The following is a 25,644-nucleotide window of genomic DNA, read 5'->3' on the forward strand; positions in this document are numbered from 1 at the left end:
CGAGCCGTCTTCCTACGCCAGCGCGGCCGCCAGCTTCTCCACGGGATGCGACGGCTCCGGCACTTCGCCCGGCCCCTCCTCCAGCTGCGTCCGGCAGGACGTTCCGGGGGCGACGAGACCGTCGCCGTCGCTGGCGTCCACCTGCTCGAAGAGGTTCTCGCCGATCGCCTTGCTCATCGAGTAGTGCTCGGCCTCGTAGCCGAACGAGCCCGCCATCCCACAACAGGAGGAGTCGAGCGGGTCGACGCCGTAGCCCGCGCGCCGGAGGACGCCGACCGCGTGGTGGTCCTTCTTCGTCGCCTTCTGGTGACAGTGACCGTGGTAGGTGAGCGACTCCGTCGGGGCGTCGAGGGAGAGAGTCTCGTCGAGCCGGTGGGCGTCGACGTACTCCATGACGCCGTAGGCGTTCTCCGAGACGGCGGCCACGTCCTCGTCCGGCACGTCGCTGGCCTCGCCGTCGAGCAGGTCGTGGTAGTCGGACTGGAGCATCACGGCGTCGGACGGTTCGACGACGACCACCTCCCAGTCATCCCGGACCCGGGGGGCGAGCGTCTCCACGGCGTCCCTTGCCGTCGCGCGCGACACGTCGAGCATCCCCTTCGAGTGTGGCGGCCGCCCGCTCCCGTCGACGTCCGGGATCTCGACGTGGCAGTTCGCGGCCTCCAGCACGCGCACCGCGGCCTTCCCCGCGCCGGGGTTCGTGTAGGTCGTGTACACGTCGGGGAACAGCAGCACGTCGCGGTCGGCCTCCTCGCGCGAGACGCCCGCGCCGCCGCGGGCTTCGAACCAGTCGACGAGGGTCTCAGAGCGGAACTCGGGGAGGTCCCGCTCCCTCGCGATCCCGAGCGCCTTCTCCGCGATGAGCCCGCTCCCGGGGATCTTGTTCGGGAGGTTCGAGAGCGGCGCGAGCTTCGAGGCGAGCGGCGCGAGCGACTCGAAGCGTCCGAGCAGCCGCGTCCGCAGATCGATCCCGTGCTCCTCGTGGTGGGCGTGCTCGACCTCCGCCTTCAGCTTCGCCATGTCGACGCCGCTCGGGCAGTCCACCTTACACCCCTTACAGCCGACGCAGAGGTCCATCACCTCGGTGACGAACTCGTCGTCCGTCGGGTCGTCCGGGAGCTCGCCGGAGATGGCCCCGCGGAGCATGTTCGCCCGCCCGCGGGTCGACTGGACCTCCTCTTCGGAGGCGCGGTAAGTGGGACACATCACGCCGCCGGTGGTCTCCTGCGGGCCGCGGCAACCGCCGCAGCCGTGGCAGAGCTCCACCATCCCCTGCATCCCGTTGTCGACCGCCCACTCCATCGCGGGGTCGAACCCGGCGTCGTACTCGTAGTCGGCGTCGAACCGGAGGTTCTCGCCCATGTCGACGTCGCCGCAGACGTTGCCCGGGTTGAGCAGCCAGTCGGGATCGAACGCGGTCTTGAGGTCGCGGAACGACTCCCAGAGGTCGTCGCCGTACAGCTTCCGGTTCCACTGGGTCCGCGCGCGGCCGTCGCCGTGTTCGCCCGAGACGGAGCCGCCGAGTCGGACCACCGCGTCGGTGACGCGGTCGGCGATGTCGAGCATCGCCTCCACGTCGTCGACCTCCTTCGTGTTGATGAGCGGACGGATGTGTAACACACCCGGGCCGGCGTGCGCGTAGAAGGTGGCGAAGGTGTCGTTGTCCTCCAGAATCTCTTGGAACTCGCGGGTGTACTCCGGGAGGTGTTCCGGCGGGATGGCGCAGTCCTCGATGAAGGAGATGTGCTTCTCGTCGGTGGTGCGCGAGAGGAGGATCGGTAGCCCCGCCTTCCGCATCTTCCAGAACCGGTCGCGCTCGTCCGGGTCGTGCGCCTCCAGCGCGTCGACTGCGCGGCGAGGGTGGCTCGTCGTCTCTGCGGCGCCCGCGCTCGGGTCTGTCGTCGTCTCGACGCGGGCTCCCGCGGCGCCGTCGGCCGCGCCGACCCGGTCCGCGATCAGGTCCGCGACCGTCTGTTCTCCCGTCGCGTCGTCCTCGGCGTAGAACTCGATGAGCAGCACGGAGTCGGTGCCGTCGGGTAACATCCCGACGACGTCCTCGAACTCCGGCGTGTCGGCCGCGAGCCCGAGGAGGACGTCGTCCATTACCTCGACGGCGGCGGGGTCGTGTTCGAGGCACGCGGCGACGTCCTCCATCGCGTCGAGGAGGTCCTCGTAGGTCAGCAGCGCGACCGCCTTCGTCTCCGGGATCTCGACGAGCGAGACGGTCGCCTCAGTCACGGTCGCGAGCGTCCCCTCGCTGCCGGCCATGAGGCGGCCGAGGTTGACGACGCCCTCCTCGCCGTGCTCGCCGCGGTACTCGGCGAGCAGGCGGTCGAGGTTGTAGCCGGAAACGTTCCGCTTCAGCTCCGGGAAGCGCTCGTCGATCTCGTCGGCCTCCTCGTCGAGGATCCGCACGACCTCGGCGTGGATCCTCGGGAGGAGCCCGTCGGCGTCGGGGTCCGCTGACTCGCGGAGCTCCTCGACCGCCACCTCGCCGAACGTCGTCACGGTGCCGTCGGCGAGGACGACCTCCAACTCCTCGACGTAGTGGTCCGTCTTGCCGTACTTCAGCGAGTGCGCGCCGGTGGAGTTGTTGCCGATCGCCCCGCCGACCGCGGACTTGTCGCGCCACGCCGGGTCGGGTGCGAACTTCAGCCCGGCCGGTTCGACCGCGGCGTTGAGGTCGCCCACGTACGCGCCAGCCTGAACGCGGGCGGTCTCCGCGTCGGGGTCCGTCGACAGCACGCCGTCCATCTCGTCGGTCAGGTCGAGGACGACCGCCTCGTTCACGGTCTGGCCGGCGAGCGAGGTACCGCCGCCGCGGGGGAGGACGGGGATCCCCTCCTCGAAGCAGTACTCGTGGACCGCGGCCACGTCCGCGGTCGACTCCGGGATCACGACGCCGATCGGCGTGACCTCGTACGCCGAGGCGTCGGTCGCGTACAGCCGCTTCGAGTAGTCGTCGAACCGCACGTCGCCGTCCACTCGGCGATCGAGCGCGTCGACGAGATCCGGCCGTTCCACCGTCCCGCCGGTGTAGTCGAAGTCCCCGCCGTCTGTCGGGTCCGGCTCCGAGGTGTTCGTCGCCATACGAATCCCTCACGGTCGAATTATGAAAAACCTCCTGCCGTCGGCGCGCGGCGGGAACCCGGGCCGCGGGACCAGCCCGCGCTCACCGTCCGACGCGCGTCGTTCGACAACGAACGCTTAATAGGCGCGCTCGTGACCGTACCGAGTATGAACGCAGCCCCCGAGGAGATCACGTCGCTCGTCGGTCGCGAGGTGTACTCGAGCAACGGCGTCTTCGTCGGCGAAGTCGAGGACATCCAGCTCGATCTGGACGCCCGCGCCGTGACCGGACTCGCGCTCGCCGAACTCAACCACGAGCTGTTCGCCGGGCAGGTGGGCGGCTCGACCGGCGTCATCGTTCCGTACCGCTGGGTCCGCGCCGTCGGCGATGTCGTCCTAATCAACGACGTCATCGAACGATACGACGCCGGCGAGCCCGACGAGGAGGCGCCGGAGGTCGAGGCGCGCTCGGAGGCGCGCTAGGCGCGGCCGGCCGCTCCCAGACCCCCTTGGCTCCCGCTCAGAACGGCAACGCGTCGCGGAGGCTGGCGATCACGCCGCGCTCCTCGCGGCGCGCCTCGTCGAACACCGGGTACAGGGCGTCGAGGAACTCGGTCTCGTTCTCGAACTTCTCTTGCGGCACGCGGTCGAGCGCGTCCGCGAGCGCGAGGGAGCGCCCCTGCGCGTCGTAGGGAACCTCCTGATCGCCCAGCGCGTCGCGGAGCTCCGCGGTCGTCGCGGGGAACGACACGTCCGCCTCGTCGAGCCGGGCGTCGAGCGCGGCGATACCGAACTCGATAGCCTCGGGCTCTTTCGTGTCGCCGCCGCCGGGTGGCCGTGCTGCCATTACGCCGGGGTATTCCCTCCGACGGCTTGAAACCCCTGTTCTCCGCTCACTCCGGCACGGATTCGCTCGGCGGAGCGGCGTCGACGACCGCCAGTTCGACTCCCGTTCCGGAGCGGTCGAAGGCCGCGACAGAGTCGCCGTCGTACGGCGGGACGGCGACGATCACCACGGCCGCGAGGTCGTCGGTGCGCGACACCCCGAGGAACCCGTCCGGGTGCGAGAGGAACCGCGCGCCCCCCTCGCCGGCCGGCGTGCCGAGGTCGACGCCGAACACGGAGTTGACCGAATTCCCGACCGACGGCAGCGTGAAGTGAGTCACCACCGGCGTCTCCGGGTCGAGCCCGATGTCGGCCTCGAACTCGCCGGCCGGCGTCGCGGAGAGTCGGACGTTCACACCGTCTGGGTCCTCGCTCGCGGCGCGCTCGCGGAGTACGGCCAGTAGGTCGCGGGTGACGTAGATCACTGTTCGACCTCCGCTATGGGATGGATTGGCAAAAGGACACGCACGGGTCGTCCCGCTCGGTCGCGTTCAGAACGGCAGCGCGGACGCGAGCGTCTTCGCGTACAGCCCGGGCGCCTTGCGCCGCGAGTCCGAGATGGCGTCCTCGACGGCGACCGCGGCTCGCTCGTGGACGCCGACGCCGTGACCGACGAGCACGCGCTCGGGGTCGAGCCCGGAGAGCGCGCTCGTCGGCGGGGTGAGCCGCAGCATCGGGTGGACGCCGAGGCGCTCGCGGTCGCCGCGGAAGTACGACGCGGACCCGAGCGACTCCGGGACGATCAGCGTCTCGCCGTCGAAGAGCCCGACCTCCTGCCACGGCGGCACCGACGAGTCGCGGATCCGGATCGCCTCGAAGCCGGTGTCCGCGAGCCGCGACCCGAACCGCTCGACGTCGACATCGGGGCCGAGATCCTCGGTGACGCCGGTCATCCACTCGGGGACGTACACCGGGGCGTCGTGGCGGGCGGCGAGTTCGCCGCTGTCGCGCACGTGGCGGTCCAGTCCGACCACGACGCCGGCGACGGAGCCAAGCCCGTCGAGGAGGTCGTCGACACCGGGCGCGTCGACCGGGTCGACGACCCACACGTCGTCCGCGTCCGCCTCCTCGTTCTCGACCGCGAACGCGTGGCTCGCGCGCTCCATCGTCTCGTTGGGGTACGCGATCCAGCCGACGCCGCCGTCGTACCGGTCGATCTCGTGGAGGTCCGGCTCGTCGCCTTTCATGCTCATACCACCCGTTCGACCCGGTCCCTTGTTAAGTCGTCTCTGTTAGTGCGGCGTTCCGACTTCGGGAGGGCGTCGGTCGCTCACTACCGTCCGCTACTCGCCGGGCCACTTGATGGAGCAGCCGCGCGAGGGCCGGTCCGGAATCTCGACGTCCTCACCCGCGAGGACGGCGTCGACTGCGTCGCGGATGTAGAGCTCTGTCGGCTCGTCGTCGGGGTTGAGCGCGTCGTCGAGCCGGCCGTGGTAGCGCAGCCGCCACTCGCCGTCCTCGCGGCCGAAGAGGAACGGGTCGGGCGTACAGACGGCGTCGTAGGCGGCCGCGACCTCGCCGGTCTCGTCGCGAAGGTACGCGTCGTACGCGACGGTGCCGTCGGCGACGGCCTCGCGCATCGCCTCGAAGGAGTCCTCCGGGTATGCGTCGGCGTCGTTGGGGTTGATCCCGACGACCGCGAGATCGTCGTACTCGGCCGTAAGCTCGTTCAGCAGGTCGATCTTCGCCTTCGCGTACGGGCAGTGATTACACGTGAACACGACGAGCAGCGCGTCCGTCTCGAAGTCGTCGCGCGCGTGGGTTTCGCCGTCCGCGCCGGGCAGTTCGAAGTCGGGCGCGGCGTCGTCGCGGTCGAGTTCCGAGTCGGATTCCATCTGGACCATACGCGGTTGTACGGGCGGACACTGAAAAGGCGTTGCGAGCTACTCTAGGTGTCGAGTCAGGGTCCACGACGGGCCGCACACTCGAGACCGGCGAGTCAATGTCTGATCTGATCTATTAACTACCTAACTCAACGCTAGCGTTTTATATGACCAAACAAAAGTATTAATAAGAAATAGTATAAGCGAGACGGAGTCTGAAAAGGTGGTGTCCGTAACGTCGCGCGGGCAAGCCACAATCCCGAAGAAGTTCCGTGAGGAGTTGGGTATCGACACGCCCGGCCGTGTGAAGTTCATTCGCACTGAAGAGGGCGACATCGTTGTCCGCCCCATCCGCTCGGTTACAGACCTGCGTGGAGTTTTGGAAGGAAAAACCGATGAGCAGGGGTGCTCAGCAACGGAGCGCCTCCAAGAGGAACGTACAGCGGACAAAGCCAGTGAAGAAGAGTTGCGACAGCGCTACGCCGGTGACGACGAGGCTGACGAACGACGGACTGCGCTGAGATTCCCGAAACGATCGTCTTCGACGCTGAACCACTAATCGCGTGTTTTTGTAACGAACCAGGGAGCGACACCGTCGAAACGTACGTTGACGCCATTGAAGGCGCAGCAGACGGTTACATCTCGGCGATCAATCTTGCCGAGGTCCACTATATCGTGCGGGCAATCGACGGCGAGGACCGGGCTGATGCCGTCGTCGACGTCCTCGAGGAAAGTGGCATCCGTCGCATCGACACCGAACAGACATGGGCGCGAGCAGCCGACTTCAAATTCCGCTACTCGCCAGCACTCGATGATGCTTTTGCGCTCGGGACAGCAGCCCACGTCAGCGGGGTGCTGTTGGTCGGTGCCGACGACGGCTACGACGATGTCATCGATGTTCCGATCACTCGGTTCCGGACCGAACCAGCTTGACTTCCTCCACGACTGTTGTGGGCTCTCCCCTCTGTTCTCTGTAAGGTCGGCCAGAACCCGGGCCACCGACAAGGCCACCCATTTGGGGGTGGTTGGTGACGGCAGACTAGCTGTGACCCGCTTTCCCTTCTTGGCCGCGACCGGACCCGCCGCTCAGTACTCGATCGCCGCGGAGTAACGATTCAGAACGGCCACGAGCCCGGCACCGACGAGCGCCGCCAGCGCGAACCGCGGGGCGGCCGCCCGCCACGACTCGCCGCTCTCGGCCAGCCGGGCGGACACCTCCACGAGCGGCGCGCGCAGCGCCCCGACGATCAGGCTCACGAGGAAGGCGAGCGTCGCGGCCCGCGCCCGGGCCAGCGCGTATCGGACGGCGTGGGCGATCGTGAAGAGCCCGCCGACGCCGCCGAGCAGGAACGCCGCCACCGGCGGCAGCGTCTCGACGAGCGCGTCTCCCCCGTTTCCGAGCGCGAGCGCGCCCGCGCCGTCGACGAATCGAGACACGACGCCGGACATGTACTCGTACTGGCCGAGGACGATAAGCAGCAGCGAACCCGAGATCCCCGGCAGCACCATCGCGCTGACCGCGACCGCCCCGGCGACGAAGACGACCGGCAGCGAGCTCCCGAGCGCGGTCGCGGCGACGCCCGACGCGAGGAACGCGAGCGCGAACCCGGCGACTGCGGCGGACTTCCGGCGCGGCGTCGAGAGGTCGACATCGCCGAGCAACACCGCGGCGCTCGCCGCGATCAGCCCGAAGAAGAAGCCGTACGTCGCCACCGGTTGCGTGGCGAGCAGGCGGTTCACCGCGCTCAACACGGTCACGACCGCGGTCCCGATCCCACCCCCCAGCACGAGGAGGAAGGCGCCGTCGACCTCCCGGAACGCGGCCCGAGCGTCGGCGCGGCGTCCGGGCCGCACGCCCGCGAGCACGCGGCGCGCTCGCTCGGGGTCGACCGCGGTGACCGCCGCGATCAGGCGCTCGTAGATCCCGACGATCAGGGCGATGGTGCCGCCGGAGACGCCCGGGACGGCGTCGGCGCTGCCCATCGCCACGCCCTTCAGATACAGCGTCGCCCAGTCGCGGAGTCCGGCCATTCGTACGATGAAAAGCGGAGCGTCCGTAATGAAAGACCCGAGATCAGGCGGCCGCGGGCTCGGTGGGGGCGACCAGTCCGCTCGCGGTCGTCGCCGCGGTCGGCTCGGCGCCGAGCGGCGATCCCGCGTCGGTCGAGTTCGTCGAGCCGCCGCCGTCACTCCCGCCGCCGACCGGGCAGTCGGCGTCGCCGCTCGGACAGTCCACGATTTGCTCTTCGAGTTCGACGGTGGCTGCGGCGTCGTCGGCGCCGACGACTTGGCCCTCGGTCACCTCGACTTGGCCGACGTGCTGTGTAGTGTAGAGGTCGTCGCCGGTCGTTCGCTCGGTGGTGACATTGTACGGGCCGGTCGCGCGGACGCTCGTGTTCGTGTACCCGTTCTCGGGGCCGAACTCGTCGTACCCCGTCGTCGAGTACGGGAGCGTGAACTCGAAGTTCCCGTCGTCGTCCGCGGTCGCGTACTGCGTGTACTCGAACGTCTGTCCGTTCGGCTTCTCGAGTTCGACCGTCGCCTCGACCTCCTGACCGGGGGCCGCGCCCGATCCCTCGACGGTCGCGCCCGGCACCCGCTCGAACGTCTTGACGAAGTCGTCGCTGAACGCGCCGAACAGCGACTGACCGAACGTCGCCCGGAGGTCGACGCCGAACCGCTGGGCGAGTATCTGCGCCTGCTGGGCGTACGGAGACCGACCCGGCGCCTGCGTGGCGTGGACCAACCGGTAGTGTTCGAGTGCGTCGATGCGGTCCGTCGGGACGCCCATCACGCCGCCGATCTGCGCCGAGCCGTCTTCCTCGACGTATGACCGCGCGGCAGAGAGGTTGTCGAACCGCTGGACCGGCTGTCCTTCGCTCGGCAGGACCTTGATATCGACCTGCTCGCCGGACTGGGTCTGTGCCGTCTGCGGCTCCCAGTCGAGCACGACCGGGTCCGGCTCGACCGCGCTCCCGTAGTGCTGGTAGAGCCGGATCATCTGGCTCTCGTGGTAGCGCTGGGTGCGCGTCTGGAGGGCCGGCCGGAGTCCTCCCTGCTGCCCGTTCTGCCCTTGGACCCGCTCGTAGAGTAGCTCGTTGAAGTCGTTGACCGACTCGTTCCCCGAGTAGAAGGTGACCGGCGCGTTGAACTTGGAGTTCGGCGACGCCATCTGCCAGTCGACCATCACGTAGCGGGTCTCGTTGCCCTCGGTGCTCTGGCTCGCGAGCACCTCCGCGGCCTCCTCCTCGCTCGGTGCGAGCAGGTAGTCGGCCGCCTCGCCCGCGTTCTGCTGGAACGGGTTGGCGTTCGGGATCCGCTCGGCCCGCGTGGTGATCCAGTGGCCGTAGTCCCACCACGACTGGACGCCGTACGCGCCCTCGGGGTACTCGAAGTCGCCGTCGGCCGGCCGCTCGTAGGTGCCGTACAGCTCCATGGGGTTGTCGGCGCCCTCGAGCTCGCCCGGCGCGGGCGTCTCGTCGTTCATCCACTGGAGGCTCTCGTCCCACTGGACGACGCTGCCGGGCTGGCTTGAGTTACCGGCCTGCCAAACGGGCGTGGCGACGCCGACGAGCGGGACGATGAGAACCGCGAGTACGGCAGCGACGGTTAGTATCTGCCACCCCTCGATCTCGCGGACGGCGTCGAACGATGTCAGGTCGAGCGCTTCGAATGCGATCTGGAGGAAGTACGCCGTGCCGACCGCGACAACGACGGCGAAGTAGTAATTGAACCGCCCCTGAGTGAACGCCGCGCTGGCAATGAACGTCGCCCACACGACGAAGTACAGCTCCTCGGCGTCGTACTCGACGAGCAGCGTCGCGCCGACTAGGAACGCCGCCGCGATGAGCAGGCCGATCACCTGCCAGTCGACACCGACGAGGCCGCCGACTGCGCTGTACGCCTGCGGAACCGCGTAGACGGTGCCGACGACGGCGAGCGCGGTCGGGATGTAGAGGGTGTGGTTGATGTCGTCAGACCGGTAGAGAGGTCGTGCGACGACGTAGAGGACGGCCGCCAGCGCGAGGAAGAATGCGAGTCCGTACTGCCCGAGGATGAAGTCGGCGAAGGAAGCCCCTTGGAGCGGAGGTTGAGCCTCGCCGATGGTGCGGGCATTCGCGGTCGCAGAGAAGCCGACGGTGCTGAGCAGTCGCCCAGTCAGAACGGACCACAGTGACGGAATTGCGACCCAAATAAAAACCGCTGAAGCGAGAATTAACCCCATGACGGCTGCGGGGTAGGTGTCGCTACCGAGTTCATGCGACTCCCATTGGCGCGCCAACCATGCGAGAAAGACCGAGCCGAGTGCGACACCTAGCGGAAGGATAATCTGAAGATAGGAGTACTCACTCACCGCAAAGCGGAACGTGTCAAGCGGGATCACTTGCATCAGGCCCGCAACCGTCATCGCGACGGCGCCGGCGAACGTGACCGGCTCGGGGCTTCTCCCGTGGTAGGTGTCGCTCGTAAGCTTGACTGCGAGGAAGATTCCCGTGAAGCCGACCATCAGGATACCAGGCTGCCACGTCCACATGTAGAGACCGAGCGCGACGCCGGCCGCGGCCGCGTAAGCGACGGGCCGACGGAGTGCCTCCCAGTCTTGATCGATGACGAGCTCCCACACCGGCTTCTCGCGTTCGGCGACGCCAAGCGCGACGAGGAACGCGAGGACCGCCGTACTTTGGAAGAGCACTTCGGCCGCGCTGTGGTCGGGGAAGCCGACGAGCGTGTACCGGAGGAAGGTGCCGGAGAACAGCGCCAGCGTCGCCGCACCCGTGAGTGCGGGCACGCGGTCGACGAACCGGCGGGCGATGGAGTACGTCGGTACCGCAACCAGTGCACCCGCGATCGGCGCCATCACGAGCATGACTTCTTCCGCGCTACCCATGATCGGCCGGGCGATCCAGATCCCGACGGCCATGATGTGGTCCCACAGCGTCCCGAACTGGCCGGCATTCGTTCCGAACGGGAAGCCGGTCCAGACGTCGTACGGCAGGGTACTCGGCCAGTTTTCGAGGAGATAACTCGTCGTGCGGAGGTGATACCACGCATCGTTGCCGCGGAAATACACCTCACCGTTCTGAATGAAGTTCCCGTACGAGCGCAGCCGCGTCCACAGCATGAACGCGACCACCCCGAGGAGGACGGGAACGTGGTACCACCGCGCGAGGAGATCGGACGGGGACGAGTCCGATTCGTCCGGCGGATCGTTCGAATCGCTCATTGTCCCATGGCACTGTCAAAACGCGCATAAGGCTTGTCATATACTCGCGTTCGCTTCGCGTGCCCGCGCTCATTCAACTGCGAATACTTCTGGTCTTGAGGTCGAGGCGGAAACCCTAAGCGCACGCGTCGAAAGCGTCTCGATGTGAAGATATCGGTCGTTGTCTGTACGTACACACTGGACATGTACGAGCACTTCCGCGAGGCTGCCGACAGCGTCCTCGCGCAGACGCACGATGACATCGAGCTCGTCGTGGTCGTCGACGGAACGCCCGAGGTGTACGAGCGCGTAGTGGAGGACTACGGCGACCGTGAGGACACGGTGCTCGCGTGCAACAACGAGAACGTGGGGCTGCTGGCGAGTCGAAACCGAGGTGCGGAGCTGGCTAACGGCGACGTGGTCGCGTTCATCGACGACGATGCGGTGGCGGACGAGGCATGGGCCGAGCGGCTGGTTCGTGCCTACGAGGAGGAGGAGGCGATCGCGGCGGGCGGAAAGATGACGCCCGAGTGGGTCGCCGGGAACCCCTCGTTTCTTCCCGAGGAGTTCTACTGGCTGGTCGGGGTGACGCATCGGGGATTCGCGGACGGCCCGGGTGAGGTGCGGAACACCTTCGGCTCAAACATCTCGTTTCGGGCGGACGTGTTCGCGGATTTGGGCGGGTTCGACGTCGACATCGGCGGGCGGAAGGGTGACAAAAATCTCCAGGGCGGGGAAACTGAGCTGTGTGCCCGGATGCGAGGGGAGTACGGACAGGGCGTGTGGTACGATCCAGGGGCCGAGGTGGCACACAAGGTGTTTGGGTATCGGACGGAGTTCCGGTGGTTGGTCGATCGCGCGTTTTGGCAGGGGTATTCGAAGCGGGCGATGGATTCAATGGTTGATGACAGCCATAGGAACGAGGAGAAGTTTCTCAAGCGACTGGTTATGGAGTTCATTCCCAGTCGTCTGGTGGCGCTTCTACGGAGCCCGTCCATCTCGGGAACGGTTCAACTGATCACACTGTTCGTATTTATCGCATCAGTCGGTGTCGGCTATTTGTACGGTTATACGCGCTACTGAATGAACAGCGATAAACTCTCGTCGGTTAAACAACGCTTCATGACGGACCGTGGATTCTGTGTCGTAACTCACCCGCTGAGTGCCGCCGGGGAGAACGCGACGCGGACTCTTTTAAATATTCTCGCAGAACTCGGACCGGTATCATTGATAACTGCGGACCTCCCGGGTGACTCCACAATCCGTGAAGATCGAGAGATTGTTGAACTGACACAGGAGGGAACAGGCGATAGCGTCCCAGTCGCAGCCATGCGATTCATCTTGAACCAGCTGCGGATGTGTGCCGCTATCTGGCGACGTCCCGAGGAGACGATCCTGTTCTTCGGAGCGACTGCGTACCTCTTACCGATCCTGTTTTCCCGTTTGATCGGCAAGACTGTCGTCGTCGAACCCCGGGGCGACGTGCCGCTAACATTGCGACTGACATGGGAACGGCGGATGCTCGACGCCTTCGCCGCGGCGCTTGCTGGATGCGTTCGCTTGCTCGAACGGATTGGGTTCCTGACTGCCCACACCGTAGTCACATACACGCCGAATATGGCTCGAGAATTGGGTCTCGATCCCGATTCCCCGAGGGTGTACGCCCGTGGTGCTAGGTATGTCGACACCAAAGCCTTCCGGCCGGTGATCCCGTTCGAGGAGCGTGACCCAGTCGTCGGATTTGTGGGTCGACTCGACGAAGAGAAGGGGATACGAGAACTTGCGGCGGTCGCAAGTCGACTCCCCGACGAAGTCACCTTTCGCTTCGTTGGCGATGGGCCTCTCCGGGAGTGGCTGGAATCGGAGTTAAGTGAGGAGATCGAAGACGGGAAAGTCGAACTTGCGGGATGGGTCAACCACGACGACGTGCCAGCGGAACTCACTCGGATGAAACTGCTAGTAATGCCGTCGCAGCCAACGGAAGGTCTCCCGACGACAATTCTGGAGGCGATGGCGTGTGGGACACCGGTCTACGCCACTCCTGTCTCGGGGATTCCCGATGTCGTCCTGGGTGAAAAGACTGGGTTCTCAATGAACGAGGTTGACCACGAGGAAATGACGCGACGTATTGGCTCAGCTCTCAAGAGCGGGGAATTGAACGAGATGAGCCGTCGGTGTCGGGAACTTATCGAGACGGAATACAGCTTTGACGCGGCGGTGCGGAGGTATCAGCGCCTCTTCAAGAAAGAAAGCTCGTAAGCGTCCATCGGCTTCCGAGCCGTTCGACGGCGGATCCGTCGGGGATGTCGGCAGACCGTTCGAATTATGAACGCCAAGAGGCTAGTTGTTGAAAGATGATCGAGTTCGACAATGAGCGGATCGGCCGAAATCAACGACCATACGTCGTCGCCGAGGCCGGTGTCAACTTCCGCGACGATATCGATCTTGGAAAGGCCTTCATTGAGGAAGCAGCCGCTGCGGGAGCCGATGCCGTCAAGTTCCAAACACACGTTCCAGACGCCGAGATGGTTGAGTCGGAGATGGATGCCCTTGGGATGTCCGACCTGTACGAGCGGATGGGAGTCTACGAACTCTCTCTGGAGGAGCATCGAGAGTTGAAGCATCACTGCGAGGAACACGGTGTCACCTTTCTCTCGACTCCGTTCTCGCCGGCAGCCGTCGAGCGCCTCGAAGAAGTTGGTGTCAGCGCCTACAAGGTCGGTTCAGGCGAACTAACCAACTATCACCTCCTCCAGACCATCGCCGAAACAGGCAAACCGATGATCGTCTCCACTGGTATGCACGACATGGAGACTGTTCGGGAGACGGCCGCACTACTCAACCAACACGCCTCGGCGTTCATGTTCCTTTACTGTGTCTCAGAGTATCCCACTGAGCCGTCGGACTTCAACCTCGGTCTCATCGAGCGGATGGCAGCGGAGTTCGACGTTCCGGTTGGATTCTCGGATCATTCGACCGGCGTCGAGGCCGCCGCGATCGCGATGGCGCGCGGGGCCGTTCTCGTCGAGAAGCACTTCACGATTGACCGACGTCTGCCTGGTGGTGATCAAGAAGTGTCGATCGAGCCCGAAGAACTCGAGAAGCTGGCCGAGTATGCGACCCTCTGCCACGAGACGACAGACGATGAGAAGGAAGTCCGGGACGACGAATCCGCGATCGCCGAGTGGGCTCGACACAGCGTCGTCACGGCGGATCCCATCGCGGCTGGCGAAACTATCACTGCCGAACAGTTAACTACCAAGCGCCCGGGAACCGGCATCCCAGCGGCTGATTTCGACGACATCATAGGCCGTGTTGCGGCCAATGACTTGGTCGCGAACACGATGCTCCGAGAAACGGATCTTGAGTAACACGTCGGATTTCTAAACGATAGCCAATCAACAGGATATTCGGTGGCCTTATATACAAACGCGGAAGCTACTGGCCCGTATCTCAAGAGGGATTTGTGAGCCCCTATCGGCCATATCTCAATTATCAGTGTTAAATCAATCTTCTTGTAGACTTTTACTCTAGTTAAGAAGTATACGGGAATATGCTGATCATGCCGTGAACCGGTTAGAGAGTTACCCACTGAGATAATCGGATACAACTGTTTTACGCCCTGTTGAACGACCTCTCAAAAGAATTTTATACCCAAATATACCCTCTATCTACATGACAGTCAGTTTCTCGGGATGGATTTCGGAGAGCATCTCGGCGATCATGGACGGTGATAGATCTCTCCCTGTACGGGTCCTTCGACCGCTCTATCTACTGTACGAGGGCGCATTTCTGTCAGTCACCAGTCGTTATCCCATTGGAACAAACGTTTTCGAACTCGACTGGGACGCACTTATAATACTGGATGCTTGTCGTGTCGACGCGCTTGCGGAACTCGCTCCGGAATACGAGTTTCTTGAAGGAGTCGACTCGATCCGATCGGTAGGTAGTAGTTCCTTCGAATGGATGAACCAAACCTTCCGGACCGCATACCAGGAGGAAATCAGAGACACTGCCTATGTGACACAGAATGGATTCCACGATCGGATCTTGGGCAAGGGGGGTATTACCGGACAAGCCCTGTTACCGATTGGCCCATCGCATTTCGATGTCGTGGATCCGTCTGACCTCGGCTATCTGGAGGGGCTCTGGCGGGCAGACTTCGAGGATGATTCGAGTGGAAGGTCCAAAGCGAAGTCACCACGCGCGTCCATCCACGGTACACGACCGACCGGGCCATTCGAGCTGGTCGGTCGGTCGACTGTGAACGCATGATTGTCCACTACATGTATCCACACGATCCCTATATAGTATCTGATCCCAAGCTCCAGCCCAATTTCGATGCGGCACTGAAATCGGGGGCTGCATCCAGAGAGGAGGTCTGGGAAGCCTATCTTGACAATCTCCGGTTCGTTCTAGACGAAGTCGAACTGCTCCTTGAAAACCTAGATCGGGACAAAGTCATCATATCGGCTGACCACGGCGAGGCGTTCGGTGAGTACGGCTTTTATCGTCACCCACCGGCATGTCCGATCCCATCAGTCCGAAGAGTCCCATGGGCGAACACCGACGCTAGCGACAAAGAGACATACGAACCGAAAGCACCAGCCCCCGAAGCGACCGAAACCAGTTCCACGGTTGACGACAGACTCAAAGAGTTAGGCTACTTGTAGCTCCTTCGGAGCCCGAGTTGAGGTGTTCGGCGCCACCCTAGTGCGGTTTGTATGTATCTTAATCAGATGTCTGTAGTTCAGGTGCCGGATCAATCCCCGGCAGATCAGTTGACTTCATGGGCCCTTTTCGCTCGATATCCAGATCAGTGATGAGACGAGCGATCTGTTCTCCAGCGGTGCCGTCCCCATACAGTGTGGATCCTTGGTATCCCCCAGAGACAACTTGTGCTTCGATCCCCTCTCGGATGTCGTCTGTCTGGCACGCGGTGTCGATCACGTTCTCGGCTCGTTCTCGATACGTCTGTCGTTCACCGATGTTGAGGGAGGGCTGACCCAGATAGGAACACTCTCTGATGCCGACACTGGAGTTTCCGACGAGACAAGCCGAATTGCTGACTACAGTAAGATAGTCGCGGGGTCGAAGATTGATGTAGAACTTCACGTCGTCAGGCTGTCGCCGGTTCCGATACTCTCTGATGGCTTTCGACACTTGGTCGGTACCGGCGTCCATATTGGGCCAGAACCAAAATGCTGGGATGTCAAGCTCGTCTACCGCCTCAATTACCTCCCACGTCTTGTCGTATTGAGACTGGTAGTCGGTTGGGACGGGGTGGTACTGGATAACGAGGTAGTCGTCAGTGATATCGATATCCGAACCAGTTCCGTCGTACTCTTCCTGTGGATCGTACGTATCATCCCCGTTTTCCTGTATGTCCTTTGCGAGGTCGATAGACGGACAGCCGACATCGAACACTCTCTCAGGCTCTTCGCCGAGACGTTCGACGATCTGCTTGCTGCGTTCTGTTGAGACAAAATGATAGTCGGCCATCTTGGTCGTCGCGTGTCGTACCTTGTCGTCGATCGACCCAGTGAGTTCACCGCCTTGGGTGTGGAGAACGGGAATGTTCAGGTACGATGCCGCTAACGTCACCGCCATTGTTTCGTATCGGTCGGCAATCGTTATCACCGCATCGGGGTCCAGAGAGTCGAGTTCGTTTGCGAACTCCATCATGCTCAGCCCGGTCGTTTTGGCTGCACTGATCGGTTTCCCCCCTTCGATCACGTTGTGGAAGGTATTCGTAACATCGAGCCCGTCCTCGTTCAACATCTCTGTGAGCGTTCCATACTTTCGGACTACCGATGCACCGCCGACGATGATATCGAGATTTACGCTCGGATCGTCTTCCAACTCGTGGAGGATGGTCCCTGTCCGGGCGTAGTTCCCACGACTAGTCAAACAAATAACAATATGTTTTGTCATTCGCATGGGCGGTTGGGCTAACTACTACATAGGCATTCTGCTCTCACAGTCGATGAGACCACAGTTCATATTATCGCACAGGGATCGCTACCGGAAAGAATAAAATGAACGTGATAGTTGTACAAGCTAGTGAACGTGTTATGGCATTAGTTGTGTACAAACCCCGGGGCTCCCGTCCCCAGGTAGGTGTCCGTAAAGGATCTAACATAGTTTCTGTCAATTCTCTAGATAGTGGCGGGGATGCGGACGGAGTAAGAGACTGTGTACCCATCATCCACACGCTTGAGTCAGAAGCAGAAGAGGCCATATCGGGCGGTCCTAGCCCCGTCAATATCCATGACGTATCTCGTGTCAACTTACGATCACCCGTCGATCCCGAGAAGATTGTGCGAATCGAAGGCAGCTACGAGCACGACCTCGTGGACGATAAATACAACCCGTTCATCGATACCGAGGGTCTCCGTGAACGTGACTGGCCCAGGTTCTGGGTAGCACCGATGTCGGCGCTGGCTCAGGCTTCTGACCCCCTCGTGGTCCCGACGTTCACGAGCGAGGCGAAACCGAGTGCCGAACTCGCGTTCGTCGTCGGCTCCTCGGGGAAAAATTGGTCATCCGAGAAGGCAACTGAAGCTATCTCCGGCTGTCTAGTGATGGTCGACATCGGAATCTACGATTCGCTTCCCGGACAGTGGGGTTACAAGTTCTTCGATTCGGCGATGACATTCGGAACCGATCTCGTTTCGGCTAATGGGCTGAATCTCTCGTCTCTTGAGCTATCTCTTGAACTGAACGGAGAGGTCGTTGACACGAAATCGACCGACGGGTGGCGGTTCACGCCCGGAGAGATAGTGTCGACCGTCTCCGAGGTCATGTCATTACAGCCAGGGGATATCATCACGACCGGGAATCCGATGCGGGTCAATGGGACGGTTGATTCAGGAGACGAGCTTCGGGCGACCGTCGAAGATGTCGACACGGTCGTTTCTTCGATCCGCCGAGAAGAGACCGACGCGGAGGTTCTCATATGAGCCAGTGCGATGAGTTCGGTTCCCGTCTATCTGCCCCATCTATAGACTCACGAAGAGGTGACAGATGAAGCTCGTTCGGTTCAGTCCCCGGAGTGAATCGACGACAGTCCACACCGGGATCGTCCGGGACGATGAGATCGTACAGGTTGAAGTAGTTCCCGGTGCCGACGACGGGGCATCTTTCGGGACGGCCCTCGCCTCGGTCACCACAGAGGATGCGGAACTGAGCGATCGAATCGAGGAGGGTGATGTGTTCGAACGGAGCGAAGTGACGCTTCGAGCACCGATCTCGAATGCTGGTCGATTGTTCTGTTTCGGTGGCGTCTACACCGGCCATCTTCGTGACGCGGGTCTCGAACTAACTGTAGACCCCAACCAGTGGATTATCCCGGACAACGCGATTGTCGGTCCGGAGGAAACCATCGTACTCCCCAGCCGAGTGGCCGGAAACGTCAAGCCCGCAGCTGAACTGTGTATCGTCATCGGGCGAGCAGGCAAGTATATCGAACCATCCGAAGCTTACAACCACATTGCCGGCTACTCCATTTCGAACGATGTGACGGCTCGAACGGAGTGGCCCGGACCAATGGCATACAAGATGATGGACACGTTCTCTCCTATCGGACCGCACGTCACGACGGTTGATGAGGTGGATCAGCCTATGAATTTGAATATTGTCATGCGACAGGACGGTGACGTGATCTGTCAAGGAAACACGTCTGGAATGCGATTTTCACTCTCTTTCCTCGTGAGCTATCTTTCGACAATAACTGAACTCCAACCTGGTGACGTTATATCGACGGGTGACCCTGGAGGGATCGAAGGCAGCCTCCAACCGGGATCCACCGTCGCGATTGAGATCGAGGATGTCGGTGAGTTGAAGAACCCAGTCCGGCTGGAGAGTTCCCAGTCGGCAAAGTCGAACTAATACTGAGTCTCAGGTGATCTCAGGGGTCGTGGCGATATAAATATCGCCGCTCGACTGGGGATCGATCTCCCTGAATTCATACGTAATCCACCTAACAGCGTTTGAACTCAGTTCTCTCGGGCTGCGAGTGCCCGAGCAACCTCCAGATCGTGAGGAACATCGATGTCGAGCGATCGTTCTGAAGGCATTCGATAACCGACAGTCTCATCAGTATAAAACGATTCATATTCCCTGAACCCGCTGACAGTCGCCACGAACACGGCCCCGTTCGGGTGGTAGAGCGTCGGGACCTTCTGTGCCTGAGTCTCGATCCAGAGGTTGGACTCATCAAAATACGGTGAAATCGAGCAGTCTTCGTTGTCGAAGTCAACCGCAGAGAACGGCGGCGAATCGTAGCCGACGATGCTCATTCCCGACTTTGCGCCCCTCTTTCGCAACAACTCAATCGTCTCGTCGATGTCTTCCGGTTCCCTGAACGGCGTCGTTACCGGGACTGAACACACTTCAGAGAACGTTGTTCCGCGTTCCTCGAACCAGTCGAGTGCGTGGAGCACGACATCATCGGTCGTCGCATCGTCCGACGCGAGCTCTTGGGGCCGGGTAAACGGGGTGTCTCCTCCCCAATCGTTGGCGACTGACCTGATTTCATCATCTTCGGTCGACACAATAACTTTGTCGACGGTGTCTGCAGCTTTCGCGTCCTGGATGGCAAACGCTAAAAGAGGCTTTCCGTTTATATCACGGATATTTTTTCGGGGTACCCGCTTCGATCCGCCGCGAGCCGCGATGACCGCTAAGACATTTCCCATGAGTTGCCTTTGATTAAATCGCCGCTGTCAAATATCGATCGGTCTACCCGGCCTCATCGATCGAAGCAGAACGACTTCCTCAGTCACAGATACCCCAAGTCTACCAACCTGTCTTCCACGAACTCTTCCTCTAAATACTCGAACCCGATGGGTGATTCTGCCGTGATTGTCTTTCGCTCCTCAAACGGTAGTTCCAGCCACGGAACGAACCTCACCTCTTTCGATTGGCTTCCGTGGGCTGTGAGCGTTATTCCGAATATGGTCTCGCCCAGGTTTTCACCGTGATCAGCACTAATGACGGTTTTTCCTCGCAAAGAGGCTACTAGTTCTTTAACATCTGCTTCGACTAATTCGAGGTTCTCCCGATATGATCTCTGAAGTGTCGATTTAGAAATTTGACCGTCCTCATACAGCGCAAATATTTTTTCACCTTCTTTTCGTTTTTCGACCCCGTCACGACCGGCAAACTTATCGAACCCGGGTTGTGCGAGGTCTGCGTCTAGGTTCTGTGCGGTCTCGCCAAGGTGAGGCGTATGAGGCTGCATGTAATGGACAATGAGGCGCTTATTCGGATACTTCTCTTGGGCCTCGATCGCTGCCTCGGTGACAGCCTTCGGCGGAACTGTTCCAGTCTTTGGGTCCCATTTATCAAGTACCGTTTCCACCGTGTAGAATACATCCTGTTCGAGTCGTTCCGGATGCGGGTTTGCCGTCACATAGACGGTATCGTGTATCTCTCTCCCAGCGAAGTTATCCCGGATGAACTCCCAGCTGCCTCGTCCCCTCGACACGACGCGTGATAGTTCACCGTCGAAACCCGTGTATTCTTTAAAATAATCGTAGCGAGCACAGTCGAGCAGAATCAGATTGTCCCAGTCTTGTTCAATCACGTCGAGACCGGAACCGTAGTTTTGCTCGAAATTCCACTTAAATACCGGCTCCAGTGTCTTATATGCGCGCCACTCGAGGTAATCCGGTATCTTACGAATTAGAGGTATAAACCCCTCGGAGCGCAGTATTCTGGCCCCCTTTTGAATGTCTGATATCTTTATCATATTAACTTATCGTCTCCATCTTGAGAAGTTAAACTTTTCGAGGTCAACTTTCTAGTCTGTGAGTCCAATGAGGACATGGAACCTTCCCATCGTTAAGCGTGATCGAAGGAATCGGCGAGGGTAGCAGCGAGAGCCGCAGTTTGATTCCCCCGATTGACCACAGGTATCGGAAATGACAGAGCATCACGGGGCGCGACCAGCGAATTTGGCCATCGACTATGGTAGTAACGACATCAAGTGGGACCGTATCCGCGGAGAGATTCCAAGTATAACAACGCCATAGACCGCAGCACCGGCGAAGACTATGCCAACGGTCGTAATCGGGTTTGCCGGGATCGCCTGCGCCATCACATATACTGGGGCTACCATTATCAAACTCGCGAAGATCTCTTTCCCGATCTCTCTAACCGGGACTACGACCTTCGAGAGGACACCGCTGACGTAGTTATAGCTTAGAACTAACATAATAATAGACGACAGGGATGTCGCAATGGCTGCTCCCACCCAACCAATGGTGGGAATTAAAGAAAAGTTTAGCATGAGGTTTGCTGATATGAATATTGCGTTACTTCTGAACGCTAGGTCGGGGCGATCGACTGCCTGGAGTGTGTTCCGGAATTGGCTACTAAAAGAGTTTGACAGCCTAGCCGTTATGAGAATCAACAAGATGAGCCATCCTTGGTCAAACTCTGGTCCGAATATTTCGAGCACGCGGGTCCCGATTACGGTTCCGCCGAGGAGTCCAGGTATCGCAAAAAATCCGGCGAATACCAGTCCCTCGTTGAGAAACTCTTGGACCTCTTCCCGTCGGTCCTGTGCGTCAAGGCGGCTCATGCTGGGAAACACCGCGTTCTTGATTGCGGTACTGATGATGCCGAGAGTCGAGGCGATAGTCCAAGACACCTCATAAATACCGATCAATGAGGAACTCACGAACAACCCTAACAGGATGGTGTCCATCCAATTGAAAGCCTGAGACGAAATGTCACCTATCCAAGAGTATCTGGCGTACTCTAAAAGGCTCCAAAATTTTTCACGAGACGGAATCCGTGGGCGAATATCGAACAGTGTGATTCCGGCGAGTATCACGACCACGAACGAAATAGTGTGGCCCCAGATCAGGCCTGCTAGTCCGAGCCCCACAAGCAGCGTCAGTGAAATTTGGAGTCCGGTCCGGACTACTCGACTCGATGTCCAAACTAAGCTGCTGACGGCCACCTTATCTTGGCCGTGGAGGGCAGCAATGATTGATTTCGCTCCGAACCAACTGAGGACAAACACTGCGACGGTCCCACTGACAGAGGAACCGACGTATTCGTTCACCTGCCCATCAAATACGATCATACCGAGGGCAACCAGCAGTGCGAGTGCGAGGTTAATCGCGAAGCCGGCAAACAGAAATTGACCTTGATCGGTTCCCTCGCTGACCCGTTTAGTGAGCGCGGAGTCGATCGCACTGGCAGGAACGTGAATCCAAAACAAAAGCGCGGTGACTACCGCGTACATACCTAAGGTCGCTGAGCCAAAGTACCGTGCGATATAGAGCGTAGCGATGAAGCCGACGATGGTACCCAGCTGTGATGATCCAAATACGACCAGTGCTGTCTTAGCTGGTCGCATGATTAGTACTTTATACTGTCGGATAAAACCCCTTCTATTTTCTGCGAACCGATTTTCTCACCCCGGTTTGTCATCGGTCTAAACCCCCTTTCTCGGGTATCACACGCCGATGTGGTAGGGCACGCCTTCCCCAACATCCAACTCAGCTACAACTACGGGCTCCGCACGGCTTACGCTTCGATCCGCCTTCCGACGACGACTGATTTCGCATCTACACGGGGCTTCTGTTTCCGAACTGTCGTTGAGTATCTGCCGTCCAAGATGTTTGTGATCTTTGAGACCGGAGCCCCCTTCGACGGGTGGGATTCGCAGAGTATCGTTTGCGGATTCGTCCCGAGGTTTTCCAAGATGCTCTTTTCTGCTCCTTCACAGTCAAGCACCAGAACATCACCAACAGATAAGTCGGACGGAGAGATCCGCTGGGCGCTCGACTGATCGCCGTACACGTCTATCGGATCCCCAACGACAGCGTGTCGGACACGGAGCGAAGCCTCCCCAGCATAATTCCGTTCGACTGTCCGTTTACCCTTTTTTATCATGTTTGCCGCTCCCTCATAGCCGGTAACTGTTTCTGCCCCCGCCTGGAGGATATGTGTAGTTGATACACCACGGCCGAAGCCGACAATTTCCACGTGGTCCCCTTCCGATACGTGGTCGTAAATCGCCATTATTAATCCGATCTTGTACAACGGTCGTTCCACGTTAAGATCGAACAACGGGGCGTCATCTAACGTTATCCCCGCTAAAGTTCGTGATTTTGTTGGTAGCTTATTACGTATTGTGGAGTTGTATAGGGACTGTACTCCTCGGTAGATATCCATGTTTCTGTCTCAACGAACGTAGTTCTAATCTTTTCGGTTTGATAAGTACAATATGGGTCACCTACCGCTCAACCCTCAGATGTATCCAAGATCTTTTAAACGCTCGGTGGGGCCGTCTGTCGCCCAGTCGTTTGCGTCCACGCCGTCGAACTGGAGTTTGAACTCCTCGATCGGTACGTCGAAATGTGCGAGAGCGTGCTCGGGTATCTCGATGTCGGCTGCCACTTCCGTCTCTTCACAAGGCTCGTCGCCGACTCGGTAATGTTGACGACTGCCGAGAGAGTCCCAGACGTACTTGTTTTTTCCGTCGTAAGCTGCTCGTATCATCCGATTCCAATAATCGAAGCGTTCTGTCCCTTCGGGCACAGAGGAACCGACGACCTCGGCTGGAATGCGGTCTCGGTATCGGACCGAAAGCGTCTCTTCGGTCAGTCCGCGCATCAGCGACGGCAGATCCAAGTGACTGAAATATCGCCCGTCAGACTCGTCTACAGTATCAGGAGGATTAATTATCGATAGAGGTACGTGAAGCAACGACTCCGACAGCGCACCTATGTGACTGATCAACCCGCCGTCGGCCTCGGAACCGAGCTGTTCACCGTGGTCTCCCGTGATGACGAACGTTGTCGCGCCGTCCAAATTGTCCACACACCAATCAACAAATTCGGATATCCGTCTGGCTGTGTACTCGATCGAGTCCTCATAGAGTGCTCGGTAGTTCCGAGGGTAGTCGGAAGGTCGTTCCTCGGGGGCGAGGTTATTGTAGGTGTACGTATCGAAGCGGTTCGACGACCATGACGCCGGGACGCCGTCACCTTGGTACCAGATCGAGTTCGCGAACGGGTTGTGCGTCTCCATGAGATTCATGAAGACGAAGGCTGGTTGCTCGACCGCTCTCAACCGTTGTTTCGCGACTCGAAGCGAGGTTCGCGTACCGTAATCCCACAACCGGGGCAATGGGCGACCGTCCGCGAACTCGTGGTACTTAAATATGAGACCGTTAATCAAGCTCCGTGTCAGCGTCCCTTCCTCCTGAGCCGCCCGCAGGTATTCCAGATATAACCGCATTCCCTCTCGGTCTGACTCAGATCTGAAGGTGTCTATCTCTTTTACACCCGACAGAACCGAGTGTCGTGACAAACTCACAAACTGGTCGAAATAACTATCAAAGCCGTGCGCTTTCCCAGCAAACAGATTTGAACTGACACCGATCTTCGTGTAATCATTGAAAGCTGACAGAAAGGTGTCCTCGGTTTTGATGTTATTCCAGTTCGGATCGTGAGCGTGTACGCCGTTTTGATGGGGTAGGTCCCCGGTGAACATCGATCCGTGGCTCGCTGGGCTCCAATTACTGGCGGCTCGACACTCGGCGAGGTCCAAGTCTATCTGGTCACGTAGCGGGCCCGCGTTGGCGTCAAACAGATCCTTACGAGCGGAATCCAACACGAGTAACACGACGTTTCGGCTCATGTCCCCACGCCGATCAGTTCGTCGACTACGGCCGACCAACTGTGGTTTTCGCTCACGTACTCGCGGCCTCGTCGCCCCATCGTTCTGCGTTCGTCCGAAGACATACTATACAAATCCATTAACGCGTCGTGTACTGACTTCACCGTTACTCTATCCATGGCTACGCCCACTCTCTCTTCCTCGACGAAACCGAGCTCCGGTGTCTGGGTCGTGATAACTGGTCGTTCACACGCCAAATATTCGTATATTTTGATTGGGTTTGACGGCTTATCGGGATCGGAGATACCGTACAGGACATCACAGGATGCGATGTACCGGGGTACCACTTCGTGTGGTACGAGTCCGGTAAATACCGTTGAGTCTCGGATACCCGCCTCCTTCACGAGTTCCTCTAACGTGGTTTGCTGTGGACCGTCACCAACGAGAACGAGAGCCGGTTTGACCGACTGAGGTAATGAGGCGACTGCTTCCACGAGGATATCGACGCGATGTCGATCTTCCATAGATCCAACAAATCCGACTACGAACGCGTCGTCGTCTACCGCGTCGCGTATCTCCTCAGGTGTCGGTCCCTCGTCGGAGACGAATCGGTTCGGATCCACGGCGTTGGGGACCACGCTGATACCGCCCCTAACTCCCAGATCTCTGAGCATTTCCGCTATCGCTTCGAAGGCAACGACAGTTTCGTCGGCCACACTCGCGTTGGCCCAAGTGAGTGCTTTGACCGGGAGTTGTATGGAGAGGTTCCGGTGGACGAATCCACGGATAAGTACTTTATACTCCACACCGGGAAGCAGGCCGAACACGATCGGGAGAACCGTTGATGGCCCTACCCGGACGATGACCAGTTCCGGTCGTTCAGAAATCAATGCGGTAAAAAGGGCCCGTGCCATCGACGGCTGGTGTCGAATATGCCACTTAATTGTTCCCGCGGGCTTCGTTGTCAACCAGTAACTGGATACGCTTTCTGGGACTACCGACGGATCATCTGGCGTCGGA

Annotated in this window: 24 protein-coding genes; 10 read left to right on the forward strand and 14 right to left on the reverse strand. The window is 60.3% G+C overall.

Going from position 1 to position 25,644, the window contains the following annotated elements; all coding sequences use genetic code 11:
• Nucleotides 1–12 precede the first annotated feature (12 nt).
• Nucleotides 13–3,090: an FAD-binding and (Fe-S)-binding domain-containing protein gene (locus tag EXE51_RS00570; RefSeq protein WP_137691850.1), complete on the reverse strand. Its 3,078-nt coding sequence runs from the start codon at nt 3,088–3,090 to the stop codon at nt 13–15.
• Between the two features lie 147 nt (nt 3,091–3,237).
• On the opposite strand from EXE51_RS00570, the gene EXE51_RS00575 reads away from it, so the two are divergent.
• Nucleotides 3,238–3,552 (forward strand): PRC-barrel domain-containing protein, encoded by a 315-nt coding sequence (locus EXE51_RS00575; protein ID WP_049929743.1) that lies wholly within the window; start codon nt 3,238–3,240, stop codon nt 3,550–3,552.
• Between the two features lie 37 nt (nt 3,553–3,589).
• On the opposite strand, the gene EXE51_RS00580 is transcribed toward EXE51_RS00575, so the two are convergent.
• The 4 genes from EXE51_RS00580 to EXE51_RS00595 all read right to left on the reverse strand — a co-directional run bounded on the left by EXE51_RS00580 (nt 3,590) and on the right by EXE51_RS00595 (nt 5,798).
• Nucleotides 3,590–3,916, reverse strand: a complete 327-nt coding sequence (locus tag EXE51_RS00580) for a hypothetical protein (protein ID WP_049929742.1) — start codon at nt 3,914–3,916, stop codon at nt 3,590–3,592.
• 46 nt (nt 3,917–3,962) lie between these two features.
• Nucleotides 3,963–4,379: a hypothetical protein gene (locus EXE51_RS00585; RefSeq protein ID WP_049929741.1), complete on the reverse strand. Its 417-nt coding sequence runs from the start codon at nt 4,377–4,379 to the stop codon at nt 3,963–3,965.
• A 66-nt stretch (nt 4,380–4,445) separates the two neighbouring features.
• Complete coding sequence (locus EXE51_RS00590) at nt 4,446–5,141, reverse strand: hypothetical protein (protein ID WP_049930102.1); 696 nt, start codon at nt 5,139–5,141, stop codon at nt 4,446–4,448.
• A 96-nt stretch (nt 5,142–5,237) separates the two neighbouring features.
• Nucleotides 5,238–5,798 carry a thioredoxin family protein gene (locus EXE51_RS00595; protein ID WP_137691851.1) on the reverse strand — a complete coding sequence of 187 codons (561 nt, stop codon included), beginning with the start codon at nt 5,796–5,798 and terminating at the stop codon, nt 5,238–5,240.
• Nucleotides 5,799–5,976: 178 nt separating this feature from the next.
• Here EXE51_RS00595 and EXE51_RS00600 point away from each other — a divergent pair, with 178 nt between their 5' ends.
• Nucleotides 5,977–6,336 (forward strand): AbrB/MazE/SpoVT family DNA-binding domain-containing protein, encoded by a 360-nt coding sequence (locus EXE51_RS00600; protein WP_137691852.1) that lies wholly within the window; start codon nt 5,977–5,979, stop codon nt 6,334–6,336.
• A complete protein-coding gene (locus tag EXE51_RS00605) occupies nt 6,336–6,710 on the forward strand; it encodes a PIN domain-containing protein (RefSeq protein ID WP_233125205.1) in 375 nt (124 codons plus the stop codon). The genes EXE51_RS00600 and EXE51_RS00605 overlap by 1 nt, the downstream gene beginning before the upstream one ends.
• Before the next feature lie 153 nt (nt 6,711–6,863).
• Here EXE51_RS00605 and EXE51_RS00610 read toward each other — a convergent pair whose 3' ends face one another.
• Entirely contained in the window at nt 6,864–7,808 is a 945-nt protein-coding gene (locus EXE51_RS00610) for a DUF368 domain-containing protein (protein WP_086216406.1), read from the reverse strand.
• 43 nt (nt 7,809–7,851) lie between these two features.
• Nucleotides 7,852–11,001 (reverse strand): oligosaccharyl transferase, archaeosortase A system-associated, encoded by a 3,150-nt coding sequence (locus EXE51_RS00615; protein ID WP_137691853.1) that lies wholly within the window; start codon nt 10,999–11,001, stop codon nt 7,852–7,854.
• Between the two features lie 144 nt (nt 11,002–11,145).
• Here EXE51_RS00615 and aglG point away from each other — a divergent pair, with 144 nt between their 5' ends.
• From aglG to EXE51_RS00640, 5 genes are all read left to right on the forward strand, one after another.
• The gene (gene aglG, locus EXE51_RS00620; RefSeq protein ID WP_137691854.1) at nt 11,146–12,063 is read left to right on the forward strand and encodes a glucosyl-dolichyl phosphate glucuronosyltransferase; all 918 of its coding nucleotides are present in this window, start codon (nt 11,146–11,148) and stop codon (nt 12,061–12,063) included.
• 39 nt (nt 12,064–12,102) lie between these two features.
• Nucleotides 12,103–13,239 carry a glycosyltransferase gene (locus EXE51_RS00625; protein ID WP_137691922.1) on the forward strand — a complete coding sequence of 379 codons (1,137 nt, stop codon included), beginning with the start codon at nt 12,103–12,105 and terminating at the stop codon, nt 13,237–13,239.
• 95 nt (nt 13,240–13,334) lie between these two features.
• On the forward strand, nt 13,335–14,351 hold the full coding sequence (locus EXE51_RS00630; protein WP_137691855.1) for an N-acetylneuraminate synthase family protein: 1,017 nt from the start codon (nt 13,335–13,337) through the stop codon (nt 14,349–14,351).
• Nucleotides 14,352–14,655: 304 nt separating this feature from the next.
• Nucleotides 14,656–15,255: a hypothetical protein gene (locus EXE51_RS00635; RefSeq protein WP_137691856.1), complete on the forward strand. Its 600-nt coding sequence runs from the start codon at nt 14,656–14,658 to the stop codon at nt 15,253–15,255.
• Nucleotides 15,252–15,653: a hypothetical protein gene (locus EXE51_RS00640; RefSeq protein ID WP_137691857.1), complete on the forward strand. Its 402-nt coding sequence runs from the start codon at nt 15,252–15,254 to the stop codon at nt 15,651–15,653. Before EXE51_RS00635 ends, EXE51_RS00640 begins: the two co-directional genes overlap by 4 nt.
• Nucleotides 15,654–15,711: 58 nt before the next feature.
• On the opposite strand, the gene neuC is transcribed toward EXE51_RS00640, so the two are convergent.
• The gene (gene neuC, locus EXE51_RS00645; RefSeq protein ID WP_137691858.1) at nt 15,712–16,914 is read right to left on the reverse strand and encodes a UDP-N-acetylglucosamine 2-epimerase; all 1,203 of its coding nucleotides are present in this window, start codon (nt 16,912–16,914) and stop codon (nt 15,712–15,714) included.
• 386 nt (nt 16,915–17,300) lie between these two features.
• Between neuC and EXE51_RS00650 the strand changes: the two genes are divergently transcribed.
• Together EXE51_RS00650 and EXE51_RS00655 are read left to right on the forward strand one after the other, a co-directional pair.
• Nucleotides 17,301–17,942, forward strand: coding sequence for a fumarylacetoacetate hydrolase family protein (locus EXE51_RS00650; protein WP_158413868.1), 642 nt, complete (start codon nt 17,301–17,303; stop codon nt 17,940–17,942).
• A 64-nt stretch (nt 17,943–18,006) separates the two neighbouring features.
• Nucleotides 18,007–18,870, forward strand: a complete 864-nt coding sequence (locus EXE51_RS00655; RefSeq protein ID WP_137691860.1) for a fumarylacetoacetate hydrolase family protein — start codon at nt 18,007–18,009, stop codon at nt 18,868–18,870.
• A gap of 107 nt (nt 18,871–18,977) precedes the next feature.
• Here EXE51_RS00655 and EXE51_RS00660 read toward each other — a convergent pair whose 3' ends face one another.
• The 6 genes from EXE51_RS00660 to EXE51_RS00685 all read right to left on the reverse strand — a co-directional run bounded on the left by EXE51_RS00660 (nt 18,978) and on the right by EXE51_RS00685 (nt 25,538).
• Nucleotides 18,978–19,679, reverse strand: coding sequence for a cytidylyltransferase domain-containing protein (locus EXE51_RS00660; RefSeq protein WP_137691861.1), 702 nt, complete (start codon nt 19,677–19,679; stop codon nt 18,978–18,980).
• Nucleotides 19,680–19,762: 83 nt separating this feature from the next.
• Complete coding sequence (locus tag EXE51_RS00665; protein ID WP_137691862.1) at nt 19,763–20,734, reverse strand: hypothetical protein; 972 nt, start codon at nt 20,732–20,734, stop codon at nt 19,763–19,765.
• Nucleotides 20,735–20,950: 216 nt separating this feature from the next.
• A complete protein-coding gene (locus tag EXE51_RS00670) occupies nt 20,951–22,354 on the reverse strand; it encodes a polysaccharide biosynthesis C-terminal domain-containing protein (protein ID WP_137691863.1) in 1,404 nt (467 codons plus the stop codon).
• 170 nt (nt 22,355–22,524) lie between these two features.
• Entirely contained in the window at nt 22,525–23,175 is a 651-nt protein-coding gene (locus EXE51_RS00675) for a hypothetical protein (protein ID WP_137691864.1), read from the reverse strand.
• A gap of 75 nt (nt 23,176–23,250) precedes the next feature.
• Complete coding sequence (locus EXE51_RS00680) at nt 23,251–24,645, reverse strand: sulfatase-like hydrolase/transferase (protein ID WP_137691865.1); 1,395 nt, start codon at nt 24,643–24,645, stop codon at nt 23,251–23,253.
• Nucleotides 24,642–25,538 (reverse strand): glycosyltransferase, encoded by an 897-nt coding sequence (locus EXE51_RS00685; RefSeq protein WP_158413869.1) that lies wholly within the window; start codon nt 25,536–25,538, stop codon nt 24,642–24,644. The genes EXE51_RS00680 and EXE51_RS00685 overlap by 4 nt, the downstream gene beginning before the upstream one ends.
• Nucleotides 25,539–25,644: the final 106 nt, after the last annotated feature.

The sequence above is a fragment of the Halorubrum sp. CGM5_25_10-8B genome, assembly GCF_005435095.1.
GTDB classification, from domain to species: Archaea; Halobacteriota; Halobacteria; order Halobacteriales; family Haloferacaceae; genus Halorubrum; species Halorubrum ezzemoulense.

Bases quoted from the DNA above. Each gene is read 5' to 3' on its own strand.
- EXE51_RS00570 (WP_137691850.1), bottom strand. From the start codon at position 3,090: ATGGCGACGAACACCTCGGAGCCGGACCCGACAGACGGCGGGGACTTC.
- EXE51_RS00670 (WP_137691863.1), bottom strand. From the start codon at position 22,354: ATGCGACCAGCTAAGACAGCACTGGTCGTATTTGGATCATCACAGCTG.
- EXE51_RS00640 (WP_137691857.1), top strand. From the start codon at position 15,252: ATGATTGTCCACTACATGTATCCACACGATCCCTATATAGTATCTGAT.
- EXE51_RS00660 (WP_137691861.1), bottom strand. From the start codon at position 19,679: ATGGGAAATGTCTTAGCGGTCATCGCGGCTCGCGGCGGATCGAAGCGG.
- EXE51_RS00665 (WP_137691862.1), bottom strand. From the start codon at position 20,734: ATGATAAAGATATCAGACATTCAAAAGGGGGCCAGAATACTGCGCTCC.
- EXE51_RS00630 (WP_137691855.1), top strand. From the start codon at position 13,335: ATGATCGAGTTCGACAATGAGCGGATCGGCCGAAATCAACGACCATAC.
- EXE51_RS00590 (WP_049930102.1), bottom strand. From the start codon at position 5,141: ATGAAAGGCGACGAGCCGGACCTCCACGAGATCGACCGGTACGACGGC.
- EXE51_RS00625 (WP_137691922.1), top strand. From the start codon at position 12,103: ATGACGGACCGTGGATTCTGTGTCGTAACTCACCCGCTGAGTGCCGCC.
- EXE51_RS00680 (WP_137691865.1), bottom strand. From the start codon at position 24,645: ATGAGCCGAAACGTCGTGTTACTCGTGTTGGATTCCGCTCGTAAGGAT.
- EXE51_RS00575 (WP_049929743.1), top strand. From the start codon at position 3,238: ATGAACGCAGCCCCCGAGGAGATCACGTCGCTCGTCGGTCGCGAGGTG.
- EXE51_RS00675 (WP_137691864.1), bottom strand. From the start codon at position 23,175: ATGGATATCTACCGAGGAGTACAGTCCCTATACAACTCCACAATACGT.
- EXE51_RS00685 (WP_158413869.1), bottom strand. From the start codon at position 25,538: ATGGCACGGGCCCTTTTTACCGCATTGATTTCTGAACGACCGGAACTG.
- neuC (WP_137691858.1), bottom strand. From the start codon at position 16,914: ATGACAAAACATATTGTTATTTGTTTGACTAGTCGTGGGAACTACGCC.
- EXE51_RS00610 (WP_086216406.1), bottom strand. From the start codon at position 7,808: ATGGCCGGACTCCGCGACTGGGCGACGCTGTATCTGAAGGGCGTGGCG.
- EXE51_RS00635 (WP_137691856.1), top strand. From the start codon at position 14,656: ATGACAGTCAGTTTCTCGGGATGGATTTCGGAGAGCATCTCGGCGATC.
- EXE51_RS00655 (WP_137691860.1), top strand. From the start codon at position 18,007: ATGAAGCTCGTTCGGTTCAGTCCCCGGAGTGAATCGACGACAGTCCAC.
- EXE51_RS00615 (WP_137691853.1), bottom strand. From the start codon at position 11,001: ATGAGCGATTCGAACGATCCGCCGGACGAATCGGACTCGTCCCCGTCC.
- EXE51_RS00580 (WP_049929742.1), bottom strand. From the start codon at position 3,916: ATGGCAGCACGGCCACCCGGCGGCGGCGACACGAAAGAGCCCGAGGCT.
- EXE51_RS00595 (WP_137691851.1), bottom strand. From the start codon at position 5,798: ATGGTCCAGATGGAATCCGACTCGGAACTCGACCGCGACGACGCCGCG.